Consider the following 12,826-nt stretch of genomic DNA (forward strand, 5'->3'; position numbering starts at 1 on the left):
CTGGTATCTTGCTGAGGACGATCGCCGAGAATTTCTGGTCGGGCTAGGACAAGTGTGCAAACGGTTTAACTGGCGGAATCAGGCCTATTAAGCATGGATGCGCTTCAGAGAAACCATCGTAGCACTTCCATTGCCACGTCCCTTACTATCAAACTGCCCCTAGCGCACCATATCGCGCCGCGATCATACTGGCCTGTATGTAATTCCCTGCCCCGATTTTCTCGGTAGCACCTTGTAGCAACTGCCGTGCTGCAAGGTGCGAGATATTCAATCTCTCTGCAATTTCAATCGCAGAATAACCAAAACCAAATACCCATTTAAGCGCTTCCAATTCGGTCTTGCTTAGATCAGCTTCGATCTGGTCTTGGGTATCGAACAGGGTAATGACTGCCCCTGCCAGCATGTCAGTAAAATAAGCCAGCTGCTTGGCCTGGTTGATCTGCTGTTCCAGCGTACCATCGAAAGCTGCATCGCGATCCATGCTCAGCATCATTCGCCGCCGGCCACCGGGGCGTGCGGCATGCACCACGCCATTGTGTATACCAATCGAGTTACCCAACTCCCATAAATCCGCCGCGCCCGCCGAAGCATAGGTCTCCGCTGTCCAGATAATGGTTTTAGGTACCGTGGTGGTTACAACTTCAGTCGTCACCGGATCCCTTGCCACAACAGTGCCGGCGTCCCAGGTACGGTTTGGCATGCGGTCTATCCAAAACGGCGCATTGGACAGTGTCGGGTTGACATAACCCAACATGAAATTACGAAAGCCCAGCGCGCTCGCCATGGCAGAAATCTGGTCAGCCAGCTCATCCGCCAGCCTCACATGCCCCAACGAGTCGCGCAGTGCTTCCATGGCCAAGCTTTATACGCCTGGGTTGATGATAGGCTGCTGTGAGTCGCCCTGTGGCTTCACAAGCGGAGCTGGTGCTTGTTCCTTAGGCTGTTCTGTGGCGGGGCTAGGTGTGGTGACGCCGAGCACATTGATCAGCAGCAGGATAAAGAGTTCAATCACGACTATTTCCTTTGTATACGGGGTTAAACCAGTCTACGTATCATACCGAGCACATCGGCCAACTGGATGGAGCAAAAATAGTGGCCTTCAATTAGGCGGGGCTGCATAGGTTCCGCGCACAACACGAGCGCAGGCACGTAGCGGCCACAGGCTGCACGAACAGCTTGAACAAACACCGGCCAATCCGACAGTGACTCATGCACGATCAGTAGGTTGGGTGCCTGCTTGAACTGCTCCGCCACCTGCGAGTCACCCTCCACATGCCAGATATCAAACTGGCGTAGCAAAGCTCGCGTCGCTTCATAGCGGGCATAGCTGGGGTTACTGTCCAGGTCTGCCATCGCACGGGCAGCAGACTGGGCTATCATCTGCAGAGGCGAGCGCTGCATGGCTTCGAGCAGCGCCGTACCGGTGGCGTATTCTACCGTCTGGCAGTGGTACTGTTGCAATTTCACCGCAAGTTCATTTGAGAGTGAGGTGCGGCCAGGCAAGCACACTGCGATACGCGGTTCTGTCTTGCGGGTCTCGCACAGCGAATCCACATAGTAGGCCACGTGCGCTGTTTCACGCGGGCCGCTACCACAGGCCTCCAGCCGCCAGAAACGTCCCTCCCCTGGCCTGCACACCATGGCACTGGCCTTATCTGTTGGCAGGGGCTGCAAGGATATCCAGGCTCGCCCCTGGCACTCCGTACCGTTCACCGAGATCAGGCAATCCACCATCTGTGTTCCCTGGATCACCGGTGCCAGCAAGACCGAAGGCGGCACCGCGAATGCCTGGCAGATGGCCATCATGTCTTCGACATTGCGAACACCATCGCTGCTCCAGCGACTCACCGTCTTCTTGTCTACGTTCAGCGCATTCGCCAGCGTGCTGGCATGTCGACGGGGGTTGGGCTCTTCGCGGTAGAGCAGAGAGGTAATCCGCTGATAGATGAGCGCAGGCTCTGGCAGCTCTGTGAGCCCAGATAGCGCGACGCTTGGCTGTGGTAGGACGGGGCTATTCATGACTAGGGATGTTACATCGCTCATGGACACTCCATAGGGCTCAGTAAGGGGCAAAGTACTTTCAAGCCCCCTGCTGTTGCTTTTACGCTAGCAAGCCGCACACCGATACCCACGCGGGGTAATCGGCAACAAAAAAGGCGTATCCGCAGACACGCCTTTTGCTTATCCGCTGCGCGGATTGATCTCTATTTTTTATCACTGCCGCCTGGAGGAAAGCCAAATCCAGTCCACATGTTCTTGGTGCGGTCCTGCAACTGCTGCTGCATTTCCACGAACATATTGGTGCTTTGCTCCAGGTAGCTGGTCATCATGTTCTGCATGGCCGGGGCCTGAAACTTCATGAAATCCCCCCAGAGATTGGCATTGCCTGCCAAGGGGTTCTCGCCTTGACCGTAAACCGTCTTCGATTGCTCCTGCAGGCGCTGCTGCATCTGGCTGAACAGCTGCAGGTTCTTCTCCAGGTAGTTGCCCATCAACCCCTGCATGGCATGGCCGTAGAAGCGGATGATCTGGGTCAGCACGTCGTAGGTAAACATGGGTGCACCGCCGCTCTCTTCTTCGAGAATGATCTGGAGCAACACGCTACGGGTGATATCTTCGTGAGTCTTGGCATCTTCCACCACGATCTCGACGTTTTCAAGCACCAGTTGTTTTACATCCTCAAGGGTGATGTAGCAGCTGGTGGCAGTATCGTAGAGGCGTCGATTGGGGTACTTCTTGATCACGCGCTTTGGGGTATCGGCCAAGTTTGTCTCCGTATTTTTCTGTGAATCAATCACTTAGCGAGCAGATATACTTTGCTGCATTGCAGCATATTATTCTTGACGCCACAGAACCCACTTCCTAGAATGGGTTGTGTTGTGCGAAGCAGCATAACTATAACGCAAGCCTAGGCGTACAGCACTCTTCCCCCGCGCCTGCGTACTGCCAACAACAACTGGCAGGACCTGCAGGCCATGCCAAAGCGTGCCATGCAGCATGGGTGGCCCACCCAGCTCCACGGTCTTGGACTTGCACACAGCCCCTACAGGCAAACAGTACAGACACATAACAAACCTGGAGAATGACATGGCACCATCCCCTCAAGCAGAGCTCACCCAGCAGCAACTGGAGATCGCACTGAAGCTTGCCCGCATCAGCATAGACAGCGCAGAGCGCATGCTGCAGTTGCAGCTGACTGCCGCAAAAGACGCACTGGAGGACTCTGCCAAGGTGGCCAACAAACTGGCGGAAGTCAAAGATCCACAATCCGCCCTGGCTGTACGCGCCGCCCTGACTGAGCAGGCTATGGGCTCGATGCTGGGCCTGTCGCGCAATATCTACGAACTGGCCGCCCAGACCCAGGCCGAATTGGCCAAGGTAAGCGAAGCCCGCCTGGGTAATCTGCAGCAAGAGTTCCTGGCCGGCTTCGATAAGCTCGGTCAGTCTGCGCCGGCCGGCTCCGATCTGTTTTCTGCGGGCTTCAAATCCAGCATTGCAGCCAGTCAGGCCGCTTTTGACAGTCTCACCAAGGCCAGCCGGCAGGTAGCTGAATTTGCCGACGCCAGCATCAAGGCCGCCAGCACCGCCACCGCCGATGCCGTCAAGAGCAGTAGCCGCAAGTAAGGCGCTACGCAGAACTGCCCCGTATCAAGGCCACGCAAGTGGCCTTGATACGGGGCAGTCGCCCAGATCGTACTACCGCAGGCAAAAGAAAAGCCGCTATATCAGCGGCTTTCAAGTCATCACAAGGCTTCCCGGCGCCCCTTATCTCCCCCGCGGCCCAACCACTGCCTGCCCTTGGCAGGTTACAGCGACCAGCGCCACGCTTTCACCGGGAGCGATAGCCTCCCTGGAGGTCTATCGCGCCTTGCGCCCGGTCAGCGACCGGGAATCGCGGCCAGCAATTTCTGCGTGTAAGCGTGCTTGGGCTCGCGGTAAAGCTCATCAGAATTGGCGTATTCCACCATTTCACCGTGGTGCATCACCAGCACCTCGTCCGAAATGTATTTGACCACGCTGAGATCGTGCGAAATGAACAGGTAGCTCATACCGTATTCATCCTGCAGTTCCTGCAACAGGTTCAGCACCTGCGCCTGCACAGACACATCCAGCGCCGACACCGATTCGTCACAGACCAGAATCTCCGGCTTCATCGACAGGCAGCGGGCAATGCTGATCCGCTGGCGTTGGCCACCAGAAAACTCGTGCGGATACTTGTGGAAGGCTTTCTCATCCAGCCCCACCCGACGCAGCAACTGGATCGCATGATCAGCGCGGTCCTTGTCGGTGTCGTGAATGCCATGCACACGCATGGGTTCCAGCAGGATGTCACCCACGGTAAAGCGCGGATTCAGGCTGGCATAGGGGTTCTGAAAGATGATCTGCAACTGCCGTTTGTAGGGCTGGAACTCGCGGTCGGACAGACCCATCAGGTTCTTGTTGTTGTAGATCACCTCACCGCCTTCGCAGCTATTGAGGCGCAAGATGGTCTTGCCCAGTGTGGTCTTGCCAGAGCCCGACTCACCCACGATACCCAAGGTCTTGCCACGCGCCAGCTTGAAGCTGACATCCTTCACCGCAGCCACTTCCTTATGGCTGAACAAGCCTTGCTTGACGCGGAAGGTCTTCTTCAGGTTATTGACCTGCAAGATGATGGGATCGGCCGGGCTGACACCACGGCTGCGCTCGCCCTGGGGCAATTCATGCTCTCGGCCTTGCAGGAAGTCCTCGACGATAGGCAGGCGGATAGGACGCTTGTCTATGGTAGGACGGCAAGCCAGCAAAGCACGGGTGTAAGGATCCTTGGGGGCGGTAAACACGCTCTCGGCCGGCCCCTGCTCCTTGATCACGCCACGGTGCATCACCACCACATGGTCGGCGATCTCACGCACCAGCTCCAGGTCATGGGTAATGAACAATACGCTCATACCATGGCTTTGCTTGAGCTTCATCAGCAGTTCAATGATCTGCTTCTGTATCGTCACGTCCAGCGCTGTGGTCGGTTCATCCGCAATCAGCAACTTGGGTTCGCAGGCAATCGCCATGGCGATCATCACGCGCTGCTGCTGGCCACCCGACATTTCATGTGGATAGCTGTTAATCCGTGTTTCCGGATCAGGGATACCCACCTCGCGCAGCAACTCGACCGCGCGTTTCTTCGCCTCATTCTTGCTCAGGGGCTTATGCAGGCGCAGCACTTCGACGATCTGGTCGCCCACCCGGTAAACCGGGTTCAGCGAGGTCATCGGATCCTGGAAGATCATCGAAATATGCTTGCCGCAAAGGTCACGGCGCTGCTTCTCGGTCTGCTTCAGCAGATCGGTGCCTTCGAACACCATGCCACTATCGGCGGGTATCTCGGTATTGGCACGTGGCAACAGATCCATGATGGCCATGGCCGATACCGATTTGCCCGAGCCCGATTCACCAACCAGCGCAACCACGCTGTTCTTGGGAATCACATAGTTGACGCCCTGCAGCGCCTCAAAACGCTCGTTCTTGCCGAGCCTGAAGGTAACGCGCAGATTCTTGATTTCAAGCAGGTTTTCAGTGGTCATCGTGCATTCCTTAGCGGCGGCTGGCCTTGGGGTCGAGCGCATCGCGCAACAAGTCGGTAAACAGGCCAAACGAGACCACGAAGGTCGACATGACCACAGCTACCGTCGCCAATTGCCACCACTTGCCCAGCACAAGCTCAGGCATGACTTCGTTGATCATGATGCCCCAGGACACCGAGTCCGTCGGCACGCCGAGACCCAGGAAGGACAGAATGACTTCTGCCTTGATGAAATCCACCACCAGCTGCGAAAGCTGAACCAGTATCAAGTGGGAGACGTTAGGCAGGATATGTACGAACATCTTGCGGCCATGCGAGGCGCCAATGGCGTTCGCTGCCATGACATAGTCACGGCCACGCTGCTTGATGTATTCGGCACGGATGAGGCGGTAAGTACCAGTCCAGCCCACAAAACCCAGAACCAGGATCACGGTACTCACACCCTTGCCAAAAACAGCGGCAAACGCGAGAACCAACAGGATGTAGGGGACCGATGTGAAGATGTTGTAGAACCATTCCAGCAAATCGCCGAGCTTGCCACCGAAGTAACCGCCCAGCGCGCCCAGCACGGTACCGATGAACACGGCCAGCAATGCCGATGCCAGACCAATGCTGATGGATACCTGCCCCGCCTTGATCACCTTGTCTAAGACGTCACGGCCCCACTTGTCGCCTCCCAGTAGCAGCGTCCAGCTAGGCTTGACCTCAGCCTTTTCATAGGCTGCAGCGTTCTTCTCTATCTCTTCGTAGTAAGGCGCCAAGGGATCGACAGCCTTTTGCTTTTCATCAATCACCAGCACATCCTGGCTAATGATGCTGTTCTTGCCTTGTGGATTTGGGTAGTCGTCCCCCAGGAAAGACGGGTTGGCGTATGACACACCAACCTCCTCGTTCCAGTCTTTCGCCACCCAACCCATACCCGCCGCGCCTGCGACCAGGAAGTACACAACCAGAACGGCCATGCAGAATCGCGCCAGCTTGTCCGCCCAAAGGCGTTTTCCGGCGGCGCGCCAGAATCCATACGATGCTTGTTGCTGAGTCATTGTCGCCGCCTCACTTCAGTTCGACACGCGGATCGAGTCTCTTATAGAGGACATCGACCAGCAAATTGACAGCCATGGCGAACATGGCCAGGTAGACAGTGATCGCCTTGATCACCGGGAAATCGCTGCGTTGCACCGCATTGACGATTTCCTTACCCAAACCCGGGATGGAGAAAACCATCTCGATGAGGAAGGAACCCACGAACAGCCCTGGCAACGCCAGGGCCAGATTGGTCACGATGGGTACGGCAGCATTGCGCAGTACATGGACAAACATCACGCGGTGCTCGGAAGCACCTTTGGCGCGGGCGGTCCGGGCATAATCCTGGCCGGTTTCCTCCACCACAAAGGAGCGATACAAGCGCAAGCTCGGCGCGATGGAAACGAACAACAGCAGAAGAATCGGCAGCGGTGCGTAAGTGCTGACGTTGGTCCAGAAATCATCACTCCAGCCCAGCACCGGGAACCACTCCAGCTTATAGGCCAGCAGCCACTGACCCACCACCACATACAGCAATAGCGAGATGGACATGGCTGCGGTACAGATGCCCATTACGGCGCGATCGGTAAACGAACCGCGCTTGTAGGCGACGGCGACTGCCAGCGTCACGGCAACAATGGCGTCCAGCAACCAGACCTGCAACATGACGGTCAGCGAGACCGGTGCTTTCTGCAGGATGATGGCCGAAACAGCCTCGTTGGTACTCCAGCTGGCGCCAAAATCAAAGGTGAAAACCTGCTTGACGAAAATCCACAGTTGCACCCAGATCGGTGCATTCAAGCCCAACTGCTCGCGGATGGCATCAATTTTCTCCTTGCTGGCCACCTTGCCGGCAAGGATGGCGGCAGGATCGCCGCCAAACACGTTGAACAGGAAGAAGACCAGCAGCATGACCCCGGCCAGGGTCGGTATCATCTGCCAAATACGGCGTAACAGGTAGGTGCTCATTATTTAGCCTCTGCAGCCTTCTGGCCGGTGATTTCGCGGAAGAAAGCATCGGAACTCGGTTCACGGCCCAGGAACTGGCGAACCAGGTCCATCTCTGGCACTTGCGAGCCGTTCTCCAGAATGCTCTTGCGGAAACGCATACCCACTGCCGGATCCATGACATTGCTACCGAAGGCCGAGCGCATATCCAGCGCCAGCACCTCGGACCACATATAGCCGTAGTAACCGGCCGCATAGCCACCGACGATATGGCCAAATGCACCCGGGAATTCCGTACCCTTCACATAGCCCAGCGGTGTGGCGGCTTCCATCTTCTGCCACAGCTTGAGTGGATCCTGCGGCACCGGGCCTGCCAAGTTCATGTCATAGGCGGCATACAGCCATTGGCGGGCGTACTTGGTACCCGCACCAAACAGCCGCGATTCATTCATCTTGGCCACCAGTTGCATATCGATAGGCTTGCAGCTGGCACAGACTTCGTTCCACAGTGCCAGCGAAGCGGGATTACGCGCCCACTCCTCGAACATCTGCGACGGTGCCTCGACAAAATCACGCTTGGTATTGGTGCCTGCATTCAGGGTATAGCGGGTGCGGCTGAGCACACCGTGCATGATGTGACCAAACTCGTGGTACAGCGTTTCCAGCTCGTCCTGATCAAAGCCCTTGCGGTTGAAATTGGTCACCAGCGCCGAAACCGGCGTCTGACCTGTCAGCGTGCTGGACTGGCGTACCGTGAAGGCTGCAGCATGCTTGTACTTGCCATCGCGAGGGAACAGGTCCAGGTAGAAGGACGACAGGTACTCACCCGTTGCCTTGTCGAATACATCGTAGCCCTTCACATCCTCGTGCCAGACTGGCAGCTTAGCGTTCTGGCGGAACTCCACGCCATACAGACGGCTGGTCACAGCCATCATCCAGGCGATCGTCGGCTCGGTGGGGAACTGGGCGCGCACAGCCTCCTGATCAATCTGGAAGCGTGCCTTCTGCACCCGGCGCTCATAGAAGGCCTGATCCCAACGCTGCATCACAGCCTTGGGGTCTTGGGTGTAAGTAGCCTTCTCCTTGGCCAGTTCAGCCAGTTCGCGCTTCTCCACCTCGGTCACGGTGTTGCGGACCTTACCCAGGAAATCCAGCACAACTTCCGGCTTGCCCACCATGTTGTTACGCGTAGCCCAAGCCGCATACGAGGGGTAACCCATCAGCGTCGCCAGTTGCTTACGGATATTGGCCACTTCATGGAGGATGGCGAGATTCTTTGCACCGCCGCGGCGTGCGTAGGCGTACTGCATCTGCCGGCGGGTTTCGCCACTCTCGGCCGATTCCATCACAGGCAGATATTCGGGGTAGTCGAAGCCAACCAGGTAGTTACCCTTGGCATCACGCTTTAAGCCCTGCAGTACATCGTCAGACAAACCCTTGAGCTGCTCCGCAGTGAAAGCCAGCTTTTGCTTGTTCTCACGTACGTTGCGGGCAAAGTCCTGTTGCAATTTATCCAGGCGGGTAAACAGCTTGCCTGCCTGGGCTCGCTTGGCAGCCGGCAAGTTCACGCCCTTGTCTTCAAATTCGGCCAGAATGCCCTTGAGCGTTTCGGCATCAATGGCATCCGCCGGCTTCACAGCCTTGAAGCGCTGATAAAGCGCCTCTTGCTGCATCAGCTTGTTCATGGCGTCCGAAATCTTGAGGTCGCAAGTTTCTTCAGCCTGGCGCAGCTTCTCGTCTGGGTGCACGTTGGCAACCAGGCCACCGCCCCACCAGAACTCGACCAAGCCACCCATGGTCTTGCTCCAGGGCACCAGCACAGTTTGAACATTGGCCTCGGCCAGTGGCAATTTCTGCAGCTGGGCGGCAGCGCCATTCAGGTCGGCAATTGCCTGGCTGCATAGCGCCGGCACTGCCTCAGCCTTGGAAATACGGATCTCGCCACGCTCGGCGGCAAAGGCCGCCGGCAGGCAGAGCGCGAGTACGAGTGGTGTAAGTTTACGCATGCGGGTTTCTCCCGTTTCGGTCCACGTCTTTTGAACGATTCGATGTATTACTTGCTGGTGGCAGCGCGCTGCTTCTCGACATCTACATCGAGGTAGTACCAGTGCGGCATATTGTCCGGGTGCGGCTTGTAGCCACTGACCCAAGGATGAGCGATGTGGGTACGGATACGGTTGACGTTATATATCCAGGGCACATAGGCAGCCACGATACGACTCATCTGACGTAGCCGTTCGTTACGCGCTTCCGATTGGGGTTCGGCAGCAATCTGCTCGTACAGCTTGTCGAAGTCCTTATTACGGAAACGTGATTCGTTCACAGGACCGGCATTGGGGCCATACAACAGTTGCATGAAGTTTTCAGCATCCGGGTAATCTTGTCCCCAGGCACCGCCAGCGAACTGATACGTGCCGCCCTGACGATTCTTCAAGAGATCGGAGAAGTTCATCTTGACGATTTCGAGCTTGATGCCGATAGCGCCAAAGCCCTTGAGCAGCAACTCTTCTTGGTCACGGCCATCAGCACCGGTACTGGCCATATAGGTGATCGTCAAAGGCTTGCAGCCCGGCTGCTCACGCAAGCCATCGCCATCGCAATCCTTGTAGCCAAACATGTCCAGCAGCGCATTACCGCGCGACGGGCTATAGCGGCCCAGCACATTCTTGAAATTCGGATCGTAGCCGTTGATCTGCGGAGCCAACGGTGATTGTGCCGGCAGGCCCTGACCATTGCGGATAATGGACAGTTCCTTGGCCTGGTTATATGACAAGGCAATGGCACGGCGCAGGGCTATACGCTCAAGCGAGTTACCCCCCACAACCTTGTCGTCCATATTGAACATGTAATAGGTAATATCCGCCTCAGCTTCGCGGAAATAGCGCCAGCCCATCTCCTTGTATTTGGGGGATAGTTCGTTACCAGGCGCCACAATCTTGGAGTAGTTGTTACCCAGCCGTGGGTGGATATCCAGCTGTGCACTCTGGAACGACAGCCAGGAAGCCTGCGGCGTTTCAATCACGCGGATATCAATCGTCCCAATACGCGGGAAGGTCTTGCCTTCCAACTGCTTGGCGATAGCCTGATCCACTTCGATACCTGGGCCACTGACAGGCTTGTACTGGAAGCCACGGTAGTTAGGGTTCGCCACCAGAATGATGCGGTTACGCCGCTGCCAGGACTTCAGCATATAAGGGCCGGTACCTACTGGATGCGCTTCCGAATTCTCGCCATAGGCCTCGATAGCTTCGCGCGCTACCAAGCCAGTAGCGGGCGCCGCCATGATGTAAGGCAGGTTGTAGTCAGTGCGCTTGAGTTTGATCTGTACTGTGTACTTGTCCAGTGCCTGCAGGCCCTCGATCGGCTTGTCAAAGTCGAAAGGCTTGTTCTTGGCCGCCTCAATCTTTTCGTCCAGGCCTATCACCTTGCCCTTGAACATGAAGTCCCAAGGTGCGCCGCGGCTGTTGGGGTCAACAATGCGCTGTATGGTATAGATCACATCCGTGGCAACCACTTCACGCTTCTTACCCTTGAAGACAGGATCATCAGCAAAGTAGATACCAGGGCGTATCTTGAAAATAAAGGTCTTGCCGTCATCCAGCACTTGTGGGAGGTCGGACAGCCTGGGGATCAGGGTTTGCGGACGGGCCAGGTAATCATAAGCCAGCAGGGATTCGAAGATGCTGCTGTTGACTTCGCCAGAGTAATGGTCGGAATACTTGGCAGGGTCAAAACCGGATTCAGGCGCTTCGAAATAGGTATGAAGCGTCTTGTTCATGTCAGCCGGCTGCGCGGCAACTGGGCCCGCCAGGCCGGCGACAAACAAGCTCAGGCCTGCAATGGAAGCAAGTTTCATGGTGTGATGTCGCTTTGGAAAACTGCAACTGGGAAATCGCATACAGCACGGTCATATCCGCCGCTGTCATGCCCGGATGGTTATGCCATCAGGCATAGCAACGGGCAAGACCGGTAGGTCTTGCCCGTTGCATACTGCCGTAATCAGTGCTGCTGGGCGTGGAGCGTCCAGAGACGGGCAACGTCTGCAGTACCGTCTTTACCCTGCACGGTCTTCAGCATCTGCACGGCCTTGGGCTTCTGGCCAGCCATCAGATACGCAATACCGAGACGCAGCTTGGAGTCTTCAGGACGCTTGAGACCGCCCTTCTGTATGCCCTGCTCCATCATGGCAATGCCCTTGGCCGCTTGTCCGGCACCCACCAGGCTCATACCCAGATTGACCAGCAGGCTGCCATCAGCCGAGGCGTTCGCCTCTTTTTCCAGTTGTGCAAACGTGGCCGCCTCAGTTGCTACACGCTTGTTTGCAAGATCCAGCAAACGCTTCTGCCGCTCAGCTTGTGGGCCCTGGCCCAGGACATTGGCAGCGAAGCCTTTTTCAACCACCTTCTTGCCTTCGGCATTAAAGCCTTCCTGCATGGCTAGCTGGGCCATCTGCATATAGTCCTCAACCGAGGCCATATTGTTGGTGGCAAACTTCAGTCGGTACACTTCCAAGGCCAGACGATCGGCAAAGCCGGTCTTGCGCGATACGCGCGAGATCACATCAGTCCAGTAGGATGGCTTGGGATAATAGGTAACCAGCTTCTCCAGCGTCGCCAGATAGCCATCAGTATTCTTCTGGTTCAAATAGGCATTGGCCAGCAACTGCAGCTTTTCCTCAGACGGCTTGCGGCCTGCCTTGATGTCGCCCGCCACCTGGGCACTCAGTTCACGTGCAGCGCCAGCGGAATCACCGCTCATATAGCGCAACTGGGCGGACAGGCCGGTGATCTGGGCGTTGGTGCCGCCGGCACGGGTGTAGCGGTCAGCCCATGCAGCAGCACCCTTGAAATCTTTGGCACGATAGTAAGCGCTGACCAGCGCTTCCATCGCGGTCAGTTTTTCGGAGCCGGACATCTTGCCCGAATCCATGGCGGACTGAAGCGCCTTGGCGGCTGTTTGCGCATCGCCCGCGCTGGCGGCGGCAAAGCCCATCATGCGATCAACCACAAACGACTCATAAGCCGATTTACCACCGACAGCATCGGCCTCTCGGGTCTTGGCTAGCGCTTCCCTGTGCTTACCTGAACGCATCAGGTTGCTTGCTGCGGCCAGCGGCTTGCCCACCTCGGGGCGCACGGCTTCCTGGGCCATGGCAGCGACAGGGCTGCTATGCAAACTAACAAGGGCGGGGGAGCCAATGGCTGCCCAGATAAGCAGTCCAAGGCAAAGAGGACGAGCGCGCATTTTTGTTCCGAATTGGTTGGTGGCTTCTAAAAAGCAAAGCGCGGCGACACCGTC

11 protein-coding genes are annotated in these 12,826 nt (G+C 56.8%); 1 reads left to right on the plus strand and 10 read right to left on the minus strand.

From position 1 onward, the window contains the following. Positions 1 to 148 precede the first annotated feature (148 nt). The 4 genes from QWZ03_RS04135 to phaR form a co-directional block, all read right to left on the minus strand. Positions 149 to 853: a helix-turn-helix transcriptional regulator gene (locus QWZ03_RS04135; protein ID WP_290331591.1), complete on the minus strand. Its 705-nt coding sequence runs from the start codon at positions 851 to 853 to the stop codon at positions 149 to 151. Between the two features lie 9 nt (positions 854 to 862). Then, the gene (locus tag QWZ03_RS04140) at positions 863 to 1,012 is read right to left on the minus strand and encodes a hypothetical protein (RefSeq protein WP_290331592.1); all 150 of its coding nucleotides are present in this window, start codon (positions 1,010 to 1,012) and stop codon (positions 863 to 865) included. 23 nt (positions 1,013 to 1,035) lie between these two features. Continuing rightward, a complete protein-coding gene (locus QWZ03_RS04145; protein ID WP_290331593.1) occupies positions 1,036 to 2,019 on the minus strand; it encodes a helix-turn-helix domain-containing protein in 984 nt (327 codons plus the stop codon). A gap of 185 nt (positions 2,020 to 2,204) precedes the next feature. Continuing rightward, a complete protein-coding gene (phaR, locus tag QWZ03_RS04150; protein WP_284197331.1) occupies positions 2,205 to 2,765 on the minus strand; it encodes a polyhydroxyalkanoate synthesis repressor PhaR in 561 nt (186 codons plus the stop codon). A gap of 322 nt (positions 2,766 to 3,087) precedes the next feature. Here phaR and QWZ03_RS04155 point away from each other — a divergent pair, with 322 nt between their 5' ends. After that, on the plus strand, positions 3,088 to 3,624 hold the full coding sequence (locus QWZ03_RS04155; protein ID WP_284197332.1) for a phasin family protein: 537 nt from the start codon (positions 3,088 to 3,090) through the stop codon (positions 3,622 to 3,624). A 254-nt stretch (positions 3,625 to 3,878) separates the two neighbouring features. On the opposite strand, the gene QWZ03_RS04160 is transcribed toward QWZ03_RS04155, so the two are convergent. From QWZ03_RS04160 to QWZ03_RS04185, 6 genes are all read right to left on the minus strand, one after another. After that, positions 3,879 to 5,558 (minus strand): ABC transporter ATP-binding protein, encoded by a 1,680-nt coding sequence (locus QWZ03_RS04160; RefSeq protein WP_290331594.1) that lies wholly within the window; start codon positions 5,556 to 5,558, stop codon positions 3,879 to 3,881. 10 nt (positions 5,559 to 5,568) lie between these two features. After that, complete coding sequence (locus QWZ03_RS04165) at positions 5,569 to 6,519, minus strand: ABC transporter permease (protein WP_290331595.1); 951 nt, start codon at positions 6,517 to 6,519, stop codon at positions 5,569 to 5,571. A 91-nt stretch (positions 6,520 to 6,610) separates the two neighbouring features. Next, the gene (locus tag QWZ03_RS04170; RefSeq protein WP_284197335.1) at positions 6,611 to 7,549 is read right to left on the minus strand and encodes an ABC transporter permease; all 939 of its coding nucleotides are present in this window, start codon (positions 7,547 to 7,549) and stop codon (positions 6,611 to 6,613) included. Continuing rightward, a complete protein-coding gene (locus QWZ03_RS04175) occupies positions 7,549 to 9,534 on the minus strand; it encodes a M3 family metallopeptidase (RefSeq protein WP_290331596.1) in 1,986 nt (661 codons plus the stop codon). Before QWZ03_RS04175 ends, QWZ03_RS04170 begins: the two co-directional genes overlap by 1 nt. Before the next feature lie 47 nt (positions 9,535 to 9,581). Continuing rightward, positions 9,582 to 11,384, minus strand: a complete 1,803-nt coding sequence (locus QWZ03_RS04180; protein ID WP_290331597.1) for an ABC transporter substrate-binding protein — start codon at positions 11,382 to 11,384, stop codon at positions 9,582 to 9,584. A 143-nt stretch (positions 11,385 to 11,527) separates the two neighbouring features. After that, positions 11,528 to 12,679, minus strand: coding sequence for a tetratricopeptide repeat protein (locus QWZ03_RS04185; protein WP_290331598.1), 1,152 nt, complete (start codon positions 12,677 to 12,679; stop codon positions 11,528 to 11,530). Positions 12,680 to 12,826: the final 147 nt, after the last annotated feature.

Origin of the sequence: Chitinimonas viridis, from assembly GCF_030409555.1 — a bacterium.
Taxonomy (GTDB): domain Bacteria; phylum Pseudomonadota; class Gammaproteobacteria; order Burkholderiales; family Chitinimonadaceae; genus Chitinimonas; species Chitinimonas viridis.

Excerpts from the sequence above, each read along its gene's own strand:
- QWZ03_RS04135 (WP_290331591.1), bottom strand. The coding sequence starts at position 853 with ATGGAAGCACTGCGCGACTCGTTGGGGCATGTGAGGCTGGCGGATGAG.
- QWZ03_RS04165 (WP_290331595.1), bottom strand. The coding sequence starts at position 6,519 with ATGGCCGTTCTGGTTGTGTACTTCCTGGTCGCAGGCGCGGCGGGTATG.
- QWZ03_RS04145 (WP_290331593.1), bottom strand. The coding sequence starts at position 2,019 with ATGAATAGCCCCGTCCTACCACAGCCAAGCGTCGCGCTATCTGGGCTC.
- QWZ03_RS04155 (WP_284197332.1), top strand. The coding sequence starts at position 3,088 with ATGGCACCATCCCCTCAAGCAGAGCTCACCCAGCAGCAACTGGAGATC.
- QWZ03_RS04170 (WP_284197335.1), bottom strand. The coding sequence starts at position 7,549 with ATGAGCACCTACCTGTTACGCCGTATTTGGCAGATGATACCGACCCTG.
- QWZ03_RS04185 (WP_290331598.1), bottom strand. The coding sequence starts at position 12,679 with ATGGCCCAGGAAGCCGTGCGCCCCGAGGTGGGCAAGCCGCTGGCCGCA.
- QWZ03_RS04175 (WP_290331596.1), bottom strand. The coding sequence starts at position 9,534 with ATGCGTAAACTTACACCACTCGTACTCGCGCTCTGCCTGCCGGCGGCC.
- QWZ03_RS04180 (WP_290331597.1), bottom strand. The coding sequence starts at position 11,384 with ATGAAACTTGCTTCCATTGCAGGCCTGAGCTTGTTTGTCGCCGGCCTG.
- QWZ03_RS04160 (WP_290331594.1), bottom strand. The coding sequence starts at position 5,558 with ATGACCACTGAAAACCTGCTTGAAATCAAGAATCTGCGCGTTACCTTC.